Consider the following 15,495-nt stretch of genomic DNA (forward strand, 5'->3'; position numbering starts at 1 on the left):
AACGTGTTGAACTTACAAACCGTATCAACGTTGACACTGACGACACCAAAAGGATTCAAGGCGACAGGTATTCATGTCGGACTCAAGCGTAAACGGAAGGATTTAGGCTTGTTGGTATGCGAAGGCGGAGCGAGTGCTGCTGCTGTCTATACGACGAATCAACTGCAGGCAGCACCGATTCTCGTCACGAAACAAGCGATCGCGCAATCTGGAGGTCGCATCGACGCCGTCTTAGTGAATAGTGGAAATGCTAACGCCTGTACGGGTGAACTGGGACTGACACATGCCTATACATCACAGCAAGCCATCGCGAATCATTTACAAATCAAACCGGACCATGTCGCGATTGCCTCGACCGGAATTATCGGACAACCACTTGCAATCGACACACTTGTTGCAGGAGTTAGTCAATTGGAAGCAGGCGAGGCAGAGGAAGAAGCGGATGCTTTTGCTCAAGCGATTTTGACGACGGATACGGGGACGAAAACGGCAGGTTATCAGTTTTTGATTAACGGGATCGAAGTTTCGATTTGTGGTGTTGCGAAAGGATCAGGAATGATTCATCCAAACATGGCGACGATGCTCGGTTTTTTGACGACGGATGCAACGGTTGAGCCGGCCGTCCTACAAACGCTCCTGAAACGCTCCGTCGACCGGACGTTCAATTGTATTACGGTCGATGGTGATAGTTCGACTAACGATATGGTGATGGTGTTAGCGAGCGGTGCGGCACAAGCTCCGACGATTGAACTCGGTACTCCGGAAGCCGAACAGTTTGAGCAAGCAATGACGCATGTTTGTCAGCAACTAGCGAAACGTATCGCACGTGATGGTGAAGGAGCGACTAAATTAATTGAAGTGACCGTCAAAGGGACGGATGATGAAAAACTTGCCCGGAAAATCGCCAAACAAATCGTCGGTTCGTCTCTCGTCAAAACAGCGATTTTTGGAGAGGATGCGAACTGGGGACGGATTGTCGCTGCGATCGGAAGCATCGAAGAACCGATTGACGTGACGAACATCGACATCCGGATTGGTTCACAGACGGTCTTACGCCACAGTATGCCGGTCTTGTTTGATGAAACACTTGCTTCGAGTGAGCTTGCGGCAGATACGGTATCAATTGAAGTGGATTTAAACAGCGGACTGGCAGTCGGACATGCATTCGGATGTGATTTGACATACGACTACATCAAAATCAATGCGAGTTACCGGACATGAAAAAACGAAAATTAATTAAACTCGGCGGGAGTATCTTCGACCAACTGGATCCACAGTACTTCGAGGAATGGAAGGCATGGTGCGACGCGGGTCATGAATTAGTCATCGTCCATGGTGGGGGACCGGCGCTGTCTGCCTATTGTGAAGCGATGGAGATTGAGACGATTTTCGAAGCGGGTGTCCGCGTGACGACGGACGACATTCTCCTTGGGGCAGAACGTGTCCTCGGCGGCGAAGTCCAATCAAAGATTGTCTATCAGCTCAATCAAGCCGGGATCCGGGCTGTTGGATTGACGGGGATTGACGGTAAAAGTATCGTCGGGAAACAGCGAGACGGGCTAGGGGCAGTCGGTGATATTGCATTCGTTGACTGTACGTTATTCGAAACGCTGCTCAAAGCAGCATACGTCCCGGTCGTGACATCACTGGTCACAGGAAAAGATAGTACTTTGAATAGCAACGGAGATACATGTGCAATTGCCGTAGCAGCGGCGCTTGCTGTCGATAGCTTTGAGTTATTGACGGATGTCGATGGGGTCAAATTGGATGGAGCCTATCAAACGGTTGTTTCATCTGAAAGATTAGTGGCAGGCATTGAATCGAAAGAAATTTACGGTGGGATGATTCCAAAGGTACAGGCTGTAAGAAATGCTTCAACACAAGGGATTCAAGATGTCCGGATCCGGTCCGGAAAATATGTGTCGAGTCAAGGGACTCGGGTCAAGGAGGAGACAAATGAGTGCATTGTTACCAACCTATCAACGTCATGACATTGAACTAGTCGAAGGAACGGGGTCATTCGTCACAGATGCACAGGGGAAAACGTATCTTGATTTTATGATGGGGATTGCGGTTTGTAATACAGGACATCGCCACCCTGAGGTCGAGAAACGGCTTCACGCCCAACTGGGGCAGCTGTGGCACACATCGAATTTATTTGAAAGTAGTAAACAAGAACGTGTCGCGACACTTTTGACAACTAACAGTCACTTAAGTCACGTTTTCTTTTGTAACAGTGGAACAGAAGCAAATGAAGGTGCCTTTAAACTAATTCGGAAGTGGACGCAGAAAACGGAAATCCTATCGTTTAGTCAATCCTTCCACGGACGGACATTCGCGATGATGGGAGCGACGGGGCAAGACAAAGTAAAAGAAGGGTTTGGCGAGATGGTATCCGACTTCAAACATTTGACGTTCAACGATTTTGAGAGTTTGGACGCAATCACGGAAGACACAGGTGCGGTTTGGCTCGAAGTCATTCAAGGTGAAGGCGGTATCATCCTAGCCGAAAATGAGTGGCTGGAAGCATTGATGGAACGAACGCAAGCTTACGGTGTCAAAATCGTCATCGACGAAGTCCAAACGGGTATCGGACGGACGGGTTCACGTTTCGCTTTTGAACAAACGCCGTTGAAGCCGGATATCATTACCGTGGCAAAGGGGCTCGGGAGCGGTTTCCCTGTCGGAGCAATCATTACGACGCCGGAAGCGGCGACAATCTTTACACCGGGGACACATGGATCAACATTTGGTGGAAACCCACTCGCGATGACGGCAGCAGAAGCGACACTTGAACTGATTTTGACGGAGCAGACGTTACGAAGCGTTCAAGAAAAAGGCGAGTATTTGATGAAACAGTTGAACGTCTTCCTTCCAGAAAATCAGATTCGCACGATTCGTGGGCGTGGATTGATGATTGGCATTGAATTCAAACAACCGGTCGCATCTATCGTCCTGTCCTTACAACAAGCGGGAATGCTTGTCGTCAGTGCCGGTCCGACCGTGATTCGATTATTACCTTCGCTATTCGTCACCGAATACGAACTTGACTTAGCAGTAGAAAAAATCAAACAGGTCTGTCAACAGGAGGTCATCGCATGAAGGAGCAGGGAGCGTTAACGCTTGCGAATGGTGAATCGTATGCAGGAGAGTTGATTGGAACATCATCTGTCGAAGGGGAAGTCGTTTTTTTCACAGGGATGACAGGCTATCAAGAAGTTTTGACCGATCCTTCCTATCGCGGACAAATCCTTGTTTTTACGTATCCACTCATTGGGCAGTATGGGATTAAGCAAGAGGAATCAGAAAGTCATCAAATTCAAGTCGCCGGTGTCATCGTCCAGACCCTTGCGAACAATGGAACGAAAACAGATCTTGCAGACTGGCTTGCGGAAGCGGATATTCCTGTTCTGACGGGAGTCGATACACGATCGCTCGTACATCAATTACGTGAAGCCGGGGATCAGCTCGGAGTTATTGAATCGGCTGTTTCCAAGAAGCAGCATCAAGCGACGGGAATTGCCGCCGTATCCGTTGAAACAGTGAAAACGATTGACGTACCGGACGCTGTCGGACACATCGTTTGTCTGGACTACGGTGTAAAAAAATCAATGATTGAAGCATTGCTTGCACGTCAGATGCGGGTGACAATCGTCCCGTTCGACACCGCTACATCTGTCATTGAAGGGTTGAAACCGGATGGACTGTTGTTCTCGAACGGACCAGGGAACCCGAACCAACTCGAACCATTCTTACCACACATCAAGCAGCTCGCGAGTCATTATCCGACGCTCGGGATATGTATGGGGCACCAAATCATCGCCAAAGCATTTGGATGTACGATTACGAAACAACATCATGGACACCGGGGGGCCAATCATCCGGTTCGTCATCTCGCATCTAATCGTGTCTTCATGACGTCGCAGAATCACGGATATGTTGTCGAGGCGAAAAGCGTTGAGTCATCCGAATTGGTTACAGCCTACGAACACATTAATGATGGTTCGGTCGAAGGATTGGTTCATCCATCAAAACCAATCATGACGGTCCAATTTCACCCAGAAGCAAATCCGGGGCCGACAGAAGCAATGGTCGTTTTCGACCAGTTCGTCGCATCCGTTTTAAAACAGGAGGTAGCGTATGTTGGATAACAAAAAAGTCATGGTCATCGGATCGGGACCAATCGTCATCGGTCAGGCGGCAGAATTTGATTACTCAGGAACGCAAGCATGTCAAACGCTTCGGGAAGCGGGCTGCGAGGTCATTCTCATGAATTCGAATCCGGCTACGATCATGACAGATCCCTTAACTGCGGATCACGTATATATCGAAGCGATGACGGTCGAAAAGGCGACAGAAATCATCGGGCGTGAGCGTCCGACACACCTGCTTGCGACTGTCGGGGGTCAGACCGCTTTAAATCTGGCACTTTCTTTGGAAGAAGCCGGTGTTCTTGAACAGTATGGCGTGTCCTTGCTTGGAACATCACTTGAGACGATTCGTGACGGTGAGGATCGTGAGCGGTTTAAGCAACGGATGATTGAATTAAACCAACCGCTCCCGGATAGCCAAACGATTGAGACGATTGAGGAGCTTGAAGAATTCATCGAGAACCACGGTGTAACGCTCGTCATCCGTCCGGCGTTTACGTTAGGGGGAACAGGCGGCGGGATCGCGACGACGAAGGAGCAAGCCCGCACGCTTGCACTGAATGGTCTGCAAGCCAGTCCGATTTCACAATGTTTAGTCGAAGTCAGTATCGCGGGTTACAAAGAAGTAGAATATGAAGTGATGCGTGATGCTTACGATACGACAATCATCGTTTGTAATATGGAGAATATCGATCCAGTCGGTGTCCATACGGGAGACTCGGTTGTTTTTGCGCCAATCCAATCGATTAGTGATCAAATGAATCAACTTTTACGTACCGAATCACGTCGTATCGTTTCAGCGCTCGGTGTCATCGGTGGCTGCAATATCCAATTCGCGATCCATCCGACGGAACATCGGTATTTTGTCATCGAAGTCAATCCACGTGTCAGTCGTTCCTCCGCTTTAGCATCAAAAGCAACAGGGTATCCGATTGCAAAACTTGCGACACGACTTGCGCTCGGTGAACGCCTTGATGATTGTATCAACCCGGTAACGAAAGAGACGATGGCAAGCTTTGAACCGGCACTCGACTACATTACAGCGAAAGTACCGTGTTTCCCATTCGATTTATTTCCAGGATGCGACCGTGCGCTCGGAACCCAGATGAAAGCGACCGGGGAAAGTATGGCGATGGGAAAAACGTTGGAAGAGGCACTCCAAAAAGCATGGCGGGGGGCCGGGGTGGAACAAGCTCCCCTTTACCCGGCATGGATGCGTGACGTAGCGTGTGAACAGTTGTGGAAGGAAATCATGACCCCGACGGACTTGCGGTTGCCGGCGATGCTCGCCTTGCTTGACCGTCAAGAAACGACACAAGAAGAACTGGCAGTCAAAACGAGTATCCACCCCCTCTTTTTAGCACTGTTCGGACGTTTACTGACGATTCGTGATGGACTCGATGTAACATCGGTGACATCCATTCAACACGCAAAACAACATGGGTTTACTGATCAACAGATTGCCGACATCACCGGCGTGACGACGGAGACAATCCGTGACATCCGGATGGTACACGGCATCCATCCTGTGTTCCAAATGATTGATACATGCGCCGCAGAATTCGCGAGCACGACACCTTATTACTACGGAAGCTGGTCCGGGAAAACGGAAGTCTTGCCGTCAAATCAAAAAAAGGTCGCCGTCATCGGGGCGGGTCCGATCCGAATCGGACAGGGAATCGAATTTGATTATTGTTCAGTCCATGCGGTACGTGCCTTGCAACGTGCAGGATACGAAACCATCATGATTAACAATAATCCGGAAACAGTGTCGACAGATTTTGAAGTCGCAGATCGTCTCTATGTTGAACCGTTGACGGTTGAAGATGTCGTCCATGTTCTTGAAGCAGAAGATTGTCAAGATGTACTCGTCCAATTTGGAGGGCAGACAGCAATCAGCTTAGCGGCAGAACTTGAGAAACGCGGTTATCAGTTATTAGGAACGACCTCGGACACGATTGACGCGATGGAAGACCGTCACCGGTTTTATGATTTTCTTGACCGACTCGACATCCATCACATTCCCGGGGAAGAAGTCATGACGATTGATGCCTTGAAGCAAACAGCGACTCGACTCGGCTATCCTTTAATCGTTCGTCCCTCCTACGTGATCGGAGGGAAAGGGATGCATATCTTAAAAGATGAAACGATGTTGCAGGACATCTTACCGTCATTGACGTTCCCGGTCTTACTCGATGCCTATGTCGCCGGACAGGAATTTGAAGTCGATTGTATTTCGAATGGTACGACGAGTTACGTCCCTGTCATCATGGAACAAATCGAAGCGGCCGGTGTCCACTCGGGGGATTCGACGATGATTCTTCCGCCGAAGTCAGCGACGGTCGAGCTGCAAGACGCAATCGAACGGATTGCGAAGAAAATTGGTCAGCACCTTCCGTATCGCGGAGCATTCAACATTCAATTCGTCGTGACGGATCAAGAGATTTATGTTCTTGAGATTAATCCCCGAGCATCACGGACGTTGCCAATTGTCGCGAAGGTGACGGGACAACCGTTACTTGAGTGGGCGGTGCAGGCTGCAATTGGTCAAGAAGTCAACTTGCCATCAAAGCGGATGGAGCTTCCTTTCCATGCCGTCAAGACACCCGTCTTCTCGACGTTGAAATTGACACACGTCGATCCAAAAACGGGTCCAATCATGCGTTCGACCGGAGAAACGTTGCAGTGGACAGAAAACGGTTATGCCAAAGAACGTTTCTTGTTCGATGAGACAACGAAACGTCTCATGACAAAGCCTACGTATACGATTGCGGGTCAAGGAACGGAAGGGTGGGGACAAGGAATCCCGATTACGGAAGACGTCTCATTTGATGCGTGTGTTGCGTTCTTCTCTTATGTAGCGGAAGAGAAAGTGTTACGGGAACAGGCCCTTGCAAAAGGAGTTCACATCATTACCGAGAAACATCTAGCCGAATATTACGAAGTGGTACGCGATGATGGATCGATTCCAGTCAAACCATTGAGTGAATGGACAATCAAACAAAAGGAGTGGGTCGAGGGATGAAGACGATGCACAAGCTACAGCATATGTTGACGCTAGAAGAATTAACACCGGAAGGATTGACGGAGTTACTTGAACTCGCAAAAGCAGTGAAATTGTCGCCAAACGATTATAAGACGGCACTGACCGGTAAAAAGGTTGCGCTTTTGTTTGAGAAAGCATCGACGCGGACACGTATTTCCTTTGAAGTCGGTGTTGTCGAACTCGGTGGATATCCGGTCGTTCTCAGTGGAGCTGACATGCAAATCGGCCGGGGAGAGCCATTAAGCGATACGATTAAGGTCATGAGTCGTTATGTAGATGCATTGATGATTCGGACATTTGCCCATGAAACGGTCGAAACGCTTGCTACACATGGGACGATTCCGATCATCAATGGTTTGACGGATTTACATCATCCTTGTCAAGTGCTGGCAGACTTGCTGACAATCGAAGAACACTTAGGTTCGCGCCAAGGAAAGGTCTTAACGTATATCGGTGATGGGAACAATATGGCGCACTCCTTATTGCTTGGAGGAGCCCTCAGTGGGATGGAAGTACGCATTTGTAGTCCGACTGCTTATGCACCAAACGAAAAAATCGTTTCCCAGGCAGCAGAAATCGCAAAAGCGACAGGTGGGAAAGTCGAGCTCTTTACGGACCCTGTACTGGCTGTAAAAGAGGCAGAAATTATTTATAGTGACGTGTTTGCGAGCATGGGACAAGAGTCCGAATCACTCGAGCGTCTTAGTGCCTTCGAAGGATATCAAGTGAATACGGAGCTCCTTCACCATGCTGCAGATGAAGTCATATTTTTACATTGTCTACCTGCGCATCGCGGGGAAGAAGTGACGTCTGAAGTCATTGATGGTGTACATTCCGTCGTATTCGATCAAGCTGAAAACCGCCTTCATGCACAAAAAGCGCTGATGATTGAACTGTTAGGCGAGTAAGCGAAAGACGTTAGATTTTTTTACGCTTCATAAGAGTTTGTCTACAGCCTGAGGGAAATCAAGCGTCTTTTTTCGTTGCTTTCCTCGGGCGAGGCGCAAGCCGTTGCTCCTTCGTCCTAACGGACAAGAAGCAGGGTCTTGCCTGCCTCTGAAAGTGCGTTTTTAACGCACTTTTCCCCGCAGGAGTCAACGAAACGTGACGCTTTTTAGGTAACACTATGATGGAAAGCCAGTCATGCAGACGGTTTAGGGCGCGACCGGTTGCCGCTTTGAAGACGAGGCGAGACAGGGAAGCGCGACCGGATTGCCTCTCGTTATCGCCTGTTTACGCTTCATAAGAGTTTGTCTACACGCTAAGGGAACGATTCCAATTGGAATCGTTCCCTTTTTTTAATTTGAATTAGAGTCTATAGCTTAATCGAACTGTCGTCGTGCGAGACGGACCTCGTGTTCTTTTTTAACCTGGCGTTTATTTTTTTCATGTAAGCGCAGCATAAAAGGTGTTCGTTGCCAGGACGCAGACCACTCGGATTCTTTTCCGGCACGTAAGGCTAAGATGTAATCATATCCGAGGTGCAAACGTTCGACCATATCTGTCCGGACATCACAAATATGTCCATGACCTGGGACGAGCAGTTTAATTTCATATTCGTAAATGAATGATTCGAGTAGTTCGAGTGTTGTTAAATATTCAGTCGAGTCGTGTTCGATTAAAGGGATTTCTACATCGGAAGCATAATCACCACAGATGAGCAGGTGCATTGGCATGACGACGAATGACAGGTGAGTCGCTTCATGACCGGGTGTCAGGAAGAAAATCAGTTTCGTCGAACCGATCGTCAGCGTCGTTTCCGACTCTTCAATCACATGTGTGATGTCCGGAAAGAGAACAGGTGAATCAATGTAGTATTCATCATTAAAATTTTGAACTTCTTCTAAGGCGGCCTTGGCATCCGTTTCGACGAACCGACGGGACGCAATCGCAATCGCGTCTTTGAAGGCGTAAGCCCCTAAAATGTGGTCGAAGTGAGCATGCGTGTAAACGATATAGAGAGGACGTTCATGGCGGATGATTTCAACATCTCGGCGTATCGTCGCAATTTCGTCCGGTAGCCAGCCGGGGTCGACGACGATTAAACAGTCCGGCGTTTCAATCAAGGTCGAGGTTGTTTTCATTAATGTACTTTGATAGACGGTCACGCCCGGCATCTTCATCTGGATCATGAAATCCCTCCTTTTATATCGAACTATACCCTGAAACGATGAAAAATCACCCTAGAAGACAACAAAAAGACGGCTTGCATCGCGCAAGCCGCCTGCCCTCTAGAGGGATTATGGTCATTGACCTATGTTATGTCATAAAATTGGAGCGGGTGAAGGGAATCGAACCCTCATCATCAGCTTGGAAGGCTGAGGTTTTACCACTAAACTACACCCGCATGAGTGCTACATGAAATATAGTAGCATAGCAAAGCAGTTATTTCCATAACTTTTATGAAAAAAAGTAATTTCGTCTAGTTTTATGTGTACAATAATAATAGCTAAATCGTTTACATAAGCTTCCTGTAACGATTGTGAATGGCTGAAGATGGATAGAGGGGCGTATGAGTAGTGAACAAAGTTCAAGTTTGGAGCGAACAGCCGATGGGAAAAGGATGGAGGGCACGATGCCACCACAAAATCGATCGTCATCGCTTCACGACAGGAGAGTGGTTCCTTAACGCAAGCTTACTTGCCTTTTCGATCGAACAGGATGCGGATATGTTACCGGACGTGCTTCCGAACGTGTTGAATATCCCACTGGTCTCCGAGCGAGTGAAACAGGCACTTGAACAGTTCACACCGTTTTCTGTTCAATGTCTTCGGGTTCAACTTCAAACGAGATCGGGATGGAGCAACTACTATCTCATCAATATACTAGCGGTCAGACGGATGGAGCATCTACATAAGACGGATATTTTCCGACCAATCGGTAAAAAATACGTCTACTTCATGACAGAGCGGCTCGTAAAAGAATCGCTTGGCGTCCACCATCTAATACGAGACGAATGGACAGATCGAATTTTCGTCTCCGATCAGCTAGCACGGTATTTAGAGCGACTGACCGTGACAGGAATACAATTTGACGAGATAAATCGAATGGAGGAATTAATATGAAACAGTACACGGTCGATAATTGGATTACACTTGAATATCCACAAACGTTTGAATATCAGGAAGAAGAAACTTTTGTCAGTTTTTATTCGACAGAAGAAAATGCGATGGGAACATTACAACTTTCGATTTATGAGTCGGACGCGGAGGAATTGACACCGTTCGAAGCAGCCGAACAAGAAATCAACCTATTGGTCGAAGAATTTGATATCGAATTGACGAGTCCGCTCGAAACACGTCGTAACTCAATGAAAGAAGCGTTGCTTGCAGTGGATGGAAAAGAAGAAGGTATCTTCCTTCGTATTTTTGCATATTCTGATGGAGAACGCCTTGTGTTACTGACGTACTCAGCAGACCGTGAATCGCTTGAATTAGAAGAAATCGAAACGATCATGACATCGTTGAAATGGATTTCTTGAATTGAAAAAGGTACGAATTCAAAACGACTTTCTTCACAATCCTTTGTGACGGACAGTTTCGTTCTTGGCGCAAGAAACGCCGATGATCCGTTTTTCATACGGAGTCATCGGCGTTTTTTTTTGCTTCGATTAAGATCCCTGTTTTCGAATGGAAGCAGGATAGGGAGCATTGATATGATTGTTCAACCAGCCGGCAATGTCTGCAAACACACGAATGCGTTCGAACTCATGGAAGAGTTCATGACGTAATCCACGGTAAACCGTCAACTGTGTATCTTCAACCCGTACGCGGTTGTAGGCATCAAATAACGCATGAACCCCTTTTCCGTCAAAAGCAACCGGATCATCTTCCCCTGCGACGATCAATAACGGCAGGTGACGTGGGTGCTGATAGAGGTTCGCTAACGCATTCACAGATTTCGTCGCCGTCAAGAGCTCGTGGAAAAAGCCGAGTGTCACGGTTTGTCCGGAAAGTGGATCTTCGTCGTAACGCAAGACAGACTGTGGATCGGAAGACAGCCAAGCGTTTGATGAAAGAGCCGGGAAAAAACGTAGATTGTATCGACCGAACACCGCACGTCCCATCCCTTCAGCCGGTTGTTTGGCGGACGAATTAGAAATGAGTCGTTTGACGAGCTGTTTACTAATCGTTCCTGAGAGACCGGCATCGGTAGGAGGGCCGCTCACGATGATCCCGGCAAGCTCATGTCCGAGTGTTTGACCAAGCCGACGCGAAATCAATGAACCGAAGCTATGTCCAAAAACGAAGACAGGTAAAGCCGGATACTGTTCTTTGATGTCGTGAACGAGTTCCTCGGCATCTTGGATGAGCTGGTCGAATCCTTGATTCGGCTCGAGATGACCGAGGTGATTTTGTTGCTGTGCACGCGCTCCGAAACATCGTAAATCCGGGATGAAGACATGGAAATGATGTGCATGGAGGAATTCAGCGAATTCATCATAGCGGGCGCTATGTTCCATCATCCCGTGAAAGGCGATGACGATCCCTTTTGGTGCGTTCGCTTCAATCATTCGCATATTTGTCGTATAGCCATCAGACGCAATCCAGTGTGTTTCGTTAATTGTCATATCTATCATCCTCTCTTGATTAAGAAAGACCAAATATCGTTCCGTCTTCAGAAACCCCCATGTGATTAGCAGCCGGTTTTTTTGGAAGACCTGGCATCGTTAGTACATTCCCGGTTAGGGCAATAATGAATCCGGCACCGATGGCGGGTTTGATTTCGCGGACGGTGATGGTAAATCCGTCAACACGACCATATTTTGATGGATCATCCGTTAAAGAAAATGGAGTTTTTGCCATACAGATCGGTAAATCGTTTAAGCCCATCTCTGTACAACGATCAAGTTCGCGTAATGCCTTCTCTTCAAAATGCACATTAGCAGCACCATAGACACGCGTTGCGATCCGCTCGATTTTTTGTTTGAGTGGCAATTCTGCAGGATAAAGTGGTTTGAACTGACTGTCCTCTTCCAGGGCATCCATGACTTGCTCGACGAGTGTCTCGCCACCCGCACCACCTTGACTGAAGACTTCGCTTTCGGCGACACGAATATTTCGTTCCCGGCACCATGCTAGGACAGTTTGACGTTCTGTTTCTGTATCACTGACAAATCGATTGAGCGCAACGACGGCAGGCACGCCGAACAGTTCCATCGTCTCGACATGTTTCTCAAGAAGTGCTAATCCATCAGTCAACGCCGCCAGATTTTCTTCGACGAGTTGATCTTTGGCGACACCTCCATGCATTTTAAGCGCTCGAATGGTCGCGACGACGACAACGGCGTCAGGATGCAGGTTACCGATTCTTGATTTAATGTTGAAAAATTTTTCGGCGCCTAAATCGGCACCAAACCCGGCTTCCGTTACGACATAATCACTCAATTTAAGTGCCGTCCGTGTTGCGATGAGCGAGTTACAGCCGTGGGCGATGTTTGCAAACGGACCACCGTGGATTAAAGCAGGTGTGCCTTCGACGGTCTGGACAAGATTCGGACGAAACGCTTCTTTGAGTAATAAAGTTGCAGCACCGGACGCTTCAATGTCTTTGACCGTGATTGCTTGCTGATCATAAGAATAGGCGACGACAATTCGGCTGATCCGTTCTTCTAAATCTTTTAATGAGTCGGCTAAGCACAAGACTGCCATGATTTCTGAAGCGACCGTAATATCGAATCCGTCTTGTCTCGGAATGCTGTGCGCAGGTCCGCCGAGACCGATCGTGATGTTTCGCAACGCCCGGTCATTTAAATCGAGCACCCGCTTCCACGTGACTCGCCGCGGATCGATCCGTAAATCATTTCCTTGGTGCAGATGATTGTCTAGCAAGGCACTAATCGTATTATGGGCAGAAGTAATCGCATGCATGTCTCCCGTAAAGTGGAGGTTGATTTCTTCCATCGGTAATACTTGACTGTATCCTCCACCACAAGCGCCACCTTTTAAACCCATCGTCGGTCCGAGGGAAGGTTCACGTAAACAAATCATCGTTTTATGGTTTTGGCGGTGAAGAGCTTGACCAAGTCCGACGGTGACCGTCGATTTTCCTTCGCCGGCAGCTGTCGGGTTGATGGCAGTCACTAAAATAAGTTTTCCATCCGTTTTGGTAGCAAGACGATCTGCTAATCCATCACTTAGTTTTGCCTTGTACTTTCCATATGCGTCGTAATCCGTGTCAGTTAGCCCAATCAAGTCAGCAATTTCAGAAATCGGTTTTAAAGTCGTTTGTTGCGCAATCTCTAAATCAGAACGAATGGTTTTTTCCATGGCGGTTTCTTCCTCTCAAGATGAATTTCTCTGTATTTCCTTATAGTAGCGTATCTGCATCAGACACGCCAAATAATCGTTCAATATATTCCACCCAATGGGTCAAATGGTTGCGTTTTCATTTCTGTCTGAATTCCGTACTGTAAGGTGGAGGAGGGATGATAAATGGCATCAAGCAATAAGAAGAAACTAAAACGCGGACTCGATTTTTGGATGTTCGTAGGACCGGTTTTTTTAGTGTTCGCGGTCATTGTTCTTGTTCCATTTTTTAATGGTGTGATGTATTCATTTACGGACTGGAATGGGATTACGGGTGAATTGAATTGGATTGGTTTTGACAACTATGTTCGATTGTTTACGAGTGACGAGCAGTTCCAACAGTCGTTTTGGTTAACGACGAGATATACGATTGTCGCCGTCGTATTAACCAATGTAGTCGGATTCATCCTGGCGTTCTTATTGACTCAAAATATTCGGACGCGTAATTTTTTACGGACGATTTTTTTCATGCCCAACTTGATTGGTGGATTGATCCTCGGGTTTATCTGGCAGTTCATCTACGTGAAAGGTTTCTCTTCAATCGGTGAGTTGACGGGCTGGAGTTTGTTTGAGTTACCTTGGCTCGGTGACGCACGAACTGGTTTTTGGGGCATCGTCATCGTCTCGATTTGGCAAGGTGGCGGATACATCATGGTCATCTACATCGCAGCATTACAAAATGTGCCACAAGAATTGATTGAGGCGGCGAAAATTGATGGAGCGAATCGTTTATCGACGTTACGCAATATTACGATTCCGTTGATCATGCCATCCGTTACGATTTGTTTGTTCCTGACGATTTCCTGGTCGTTCAAGCTGTTCGATACGAACTTATCGTTAACGAACGGTGGTCCGTTCAAGTCGACAGAAATGCTTGCCTTGAACATCTACAAGGAATCCTTTACAAACAATAATCTAGGACTCGGTTCGGCAAAAGCCGTCATCTTCTTCGTAATCGTTGCGGCGATTACAGTGACACAGGTCTACTTGACGAAGAAACGGGAGGTGGAAGCATGAGTACGGCACAACCTTTACCAACAGCAGAGGAACAGACACCAAAACAAAAACCGAAAAAAAAGAGTCGCTATTCACTCCGTCTAGGGACAGTTGAAATTGCGGCGCTCATCATGGGATTGCTCTATATGATTCCCTTTTACTATGTGCTGTCGAACTCGTTTAAGTCGCGCGGGGATATCTTTACAAACACATCCGGTCTTCCGAAAGAGTGGATGACTTCTAACTACGTGGATGCCTGGGAAGCGATGAACTTCGGAAAAGTTTTCTTGAATTCCGTCATCATCACGGTCGGTGCCAATGCAATCATCGTTATTTTCTGTTCGATGGCGGCATGGAAACTCGTCCGGACGAAAACACGTTTATCGACGATCATTTTCTTTTTGTTCGTCGCAGCAATGATCATTCCGTTCCAATCGATCATGATTCCATTATCCAAGTTATCGGGTCAGCTCGGTTTGCAAAACAGCTACTGGGGTTTAATCTTGATGTATCTTGGCTTTGGATCCGGATTATCGATTTTCTTATACCACGGCTTCATGAAATCGATTCCGGAAGAAATTGAAGAAGCAGCAATCATCGATGGCTGTTCGCAGTGGGGTGTCTTTTGGCGGATCGTCTTCCCGCTCCTCAAACCGATCACGGTCACGATCGTCATCTTGAACACGCTTTGGATTTGGAACGACTTTTTATTACCATCGCTGATGTTACGTGATGTTGATTTACGGACGATTCCACTGGCGACATTCTATTTCTTCGGTCAATACACGAAACAGTGGGACTTGGCGCTTGCCGGACTCGTACTTGGTATCATCCCGTTACTGCTATTTTTCTTCGCAATGCAAAAACAAATCATCCAAGGAATTACGAGTGGTTCAATCAAATAATTTTGAAAGCGCGTTCTCGCTTCTGCGGGAACGCTTTTGCTTGATAAACTTAATCAGATTAGTCAGACAATTTTATTTTTTTGAAAAAA

The 15,495-nt window shown here is 47.4% G+C and carries 13 protein-coding genes and 1 tRNA gene; 10 read left to right on the forward strand and 4 right to left on the reverse strand.

Annotation, left to right across the window (positions count from 1 at the left end; genetic code table 11):
* The first annotated feature begins 3 nt into the window (after positions 1-3).
* The 6 genes from argJ to argF are packed head-to-tail and all read left to right on the forward strand — an operon-like array spanning position 4 to position 8,105.
* On the forward strand, positions 4-1,221 hold the full coding sequence (argJ, locus tag KNQ04_RS09335; RefSeq protein WP_214849923.1) for a bifunctional glutamate N-acetyltransferase/amino-acid acetyltransferase ArgJ: 1,218 nt from the start codon (positions 4-6) through the stop codon (positions 1,219-1,221).
* Positions 1,218-1,991 (forward strand): acetylglutamate kinase, encoded by a 774-nt coding sequence (gene argB / locus KNQ04_RS09340; protein WP_214849924.1) that lies wholly within the window; start codon positions 1,218-1,220, stop codon positions 1,989-1,991. The genes argJ and argB overlap by 4 nt, the downstream gene beginning before the upstream one ends.
* On the forward strand, positions 1,957-3,102 hold the full coding sequence (locus tag KNQ04_RS09345; protein WP_214849926.1) for an acetylornithine transaminase: 1,146 nt from the start codon (positions 1,957-1,959) through the stop codon (positions 3,100-3,102). The genes argB and KNQ04_RS09345 overlap by 35 nt, the downstream gene beginning before the upstream one ends.
* Positions 3,099-4,151, forward strand: coding sequence for a carbamoyl phosphate synthase small subunit (locus KNQ04_RS09350; protein WP_214849928.1), 1,053 nt, complete (start codon positions 3,099-3,101; stop codon positions 4,149-4,151). Before KNQ04_RS09345 ends, KNQ04_RS09350 begins: the two co-directional genes overlap by 4 nt.
* Positions 4,141-7,176 carry a carbamoyl-phosphate synthase (glutamine-hydrolyzing) large subunit gene (carB, locus tag KNQ04_RS09355; protein ID WP_214849930.1) on the forward strand — a complete coding sequence of 1,012 codons (3,036 nt, stop codon included), beginning with the start codon at positions 4,141-4,143 and terminating at the stop codon, positions 7,174-7,176. The genes KNQ04_RS09350 and carB overlap by 11 nt, the downstream gene beginning before the upstream one ends.
* Positions 7,173-8,105: an ornithine carbamoyltransferase gene (gene argF / locus KNQ04_RS09360; RefSeq protein WP_214849931.1), complete on the forward strand. Its 933-nt coding sequence runs from the start codon at positions 7,173-7,175 to the stop codon at positions 8,103-8,105. The genes carB and argF overlap by 4 nt, the downstream gene beginning before the upstream one ends.
* Before the next feature lie 414 nt (positions 8,106-8,519).
* Here argF and KNQ04_RS09365 read toward each other — a convergent pair whose 3' ends face one another.
* Positions 8,520-9,329, reverse strand: a complete 810-nt coding sequence (locus KNQ04_RS09365; protein ID WP_214849942.1) for an MBL fold metallo-hydrolase — start codon at positions 9,327-9,329, stop codon at positions 8,520-8,522.
* A 141-nt stretch (positions 9,330-9,470) separates the two neighbouring features.
* Positions 9,471-9,544: transfer RNA gene (locus KNQ04_RS09370), tRNA-Gly, on the reverse strand.
* A 172-nt stretch (positions 9,545-9,716) separates the two neighbouring features.
* Between KNQ04_RS09370 and KNQ04_RS09375 the strand changes: the two genes are divergently transcribed.
* Both KNQ04_RS09375 and KNQ04_RS09380 read left to right on the forward strand, forming a co-directional pair.
* The gene (locus KNQ04_RS09375) at positions 9,717-10,262 is read left to right on the forward strand and encodes an imm11 family protein (protein ID WP_353049715.1); all 546 of its coding nucleotides are present in this window, start codon (positions 9,717-9,719) and stop codon (positions 10,260-10,262) included.
* The gene (locus KNQ04_RS09380; protein ID WP_029332704.1) at positions 10,259-10,678 is read left to right on the forward strand and encodes a hypothetical protein; all 420 of its coding nucleotides are present in this window, start codon (positions 10,259-10,261) and stop codon (positions 10,676-10,678) included. The genes KNQ04_RS09375 and KNQ04_RS09380 overlap by 4 nt, the downstream gene beginning before the upstream one ends.
* A 129-nt stretch (positions 10,679-10,807) precedes the next feature.
* On the opposite strand, the gene KNQ04_RS09385 is transcribed toward KNQ04_RS09380, so the two are convergent.
* Both KNQ04_RS09385 and KNQ04_RS09390 read right to left on the reverse strand, forming a co-directional pair.
* Positions 10,808-11,767, reverse strand: coding sequence for an alpha/beta fold hydrolase (locus tag KNQ04_RS09385; protein WP_251136975.1), 960 nt, complete (start codon positions 11,765-11,767; stop codon positions 10,808-10,810).
* A gap of 19 nt (positions 11,768-11,786) precedes the next feature.
* Positions 11,787-13,466, reverse strand: coding sequence for a formate--tetrahydrofolate ligase (locus tag KNQ04_RS09390; protein WP_214849956.1), 1,680 nt, complete (start codon positions 13,464-13,466; stop codon positions 11,787-11,789).
* Positions 13,467-13,631: 165 nt separating this feature from the next.
* Here KNQ04_RS09390 and KNQ04_RS09395 point away from each other — a divergent pair, with 165 nt between their 5' ends.
* The gene (locus tag KNQ04_RS09395) at positions 13,632-14,522 is read left to right on the forward strand and encodes a carbohydrate ABC transporter permease (protein ID WP_214849959.1); all 891 of its coding nucleotides are present in this window, start codon (positions 13,632-13,634) and stop codon (positions 14,520-14,522) included.
* Complete coding sequence (locus tag KNQ04_RS09400) at positions 14,519-15,406, forward strand: carbohydrate ABC transporter permease (RefSeq protein ID WP_214849962.1); 888 nt, start codon at positions 14,519-14,521, stop codon at positions 15,404-15,406. Before KNQ04_RS09395 ends, KNQ04_RS09400 begins: the two co-directional genes overlap by 4 nt.
* The last annotated feature ends 89 nt before the right edge of the window (positions 15,407-15,495 follow it).

It is taken from the genome of Exiguobacterium sp. s193 (assembly GCF_018618755.1).
In the GTDB taxonomy this organism is placed as follows: domain Bacteria; phylum Bacillota; class Bacilli; order Exiguobacteriales; family Exiguobacteriaceae; genus Exiguobacterium_A.

What these genes read in the sequence shown, in the direction of transcription:
- argF (WP_214849931.1), top strand. Translation starts at nt 7,173, where the DNA reads ATGAAGACGATGCACAAGCTACAGCATATGTTGACGCTAGAAGAATTA.
- carB (WP_214849930.1), top strand. Translation starts at nt 4,141, where the DNA reads ATGTTGGATAACAAAAAAGTCATGGTCATCGGATCGGGACCAATCGTC.
- KNQ04_RS09400 (WP_214849962.1), top strand. Translation starts at nt 14,519, where the DNA reads ATGAGTACGGCACAACCTTTACCAACAGCAGAGGAACAGACACCAAAA.
- KNQ04_RS09380 (WP_029332704.1), top strand. Translation starts at nt 10,259, where the DNA reads ATGAAACAGTACACGGTCGATAATTGGATTACACTTGAATATCCACAA.
- KNQ04_RS09390 (WP_214849956.1), bottom strand. Translation starts at nt 13,466, where the DNA reads ATGGAAAAAACCATTCGTTCTGATTTAGAGATTGCGCAACAAACGACT.
- argB (WP_214849924.1), top strand. Translation starts at nt 1,218, where the DNA reads ATGAAAAAACGAAAATTAATTAAACTCGGCGGGAGTATCTTCGACCAA.
- KNQ04_RS09385 (WP_251136975.1), bottom strand. Translation starts at nt 11,767, where the DNA reads ATGACAATTAACGAAACACACTGGATTGCGTCTGATGGCTATACGACA.
- KNQ04_RS09345 (WP_214849926.1), top strand. Translation starts at nt 1,957, where the DNA reads ATGAGTGCATTGTTACCAACCTATCAACGTCATGACATTGAACTAGTC.
- KNQ04_RS09395 (WP_214849959.1), top strand. Translation starts at nt 13,632, where the DNA reads ATGGCATCAAGCAATAAGAAGAAACTAAAACGCGGACTCGATTTTTGG.
- KNQ04_RS09350 (WP_214849928.1), top strand. Translation starts at nt 3,099, where the DNA reads ATGAAGGAGCAGGGAGCGTTAACGCTTGCGAATGGTGAATCGTATGCA.
- KNQ04_RS09365 (WP_214849942.1), bottom strand. Translation starts at nt 9,329, where the DNA reads ATGATCCAGATGAAGATGCCGGGCGTGACCGTCTATCAAAGTACATTA.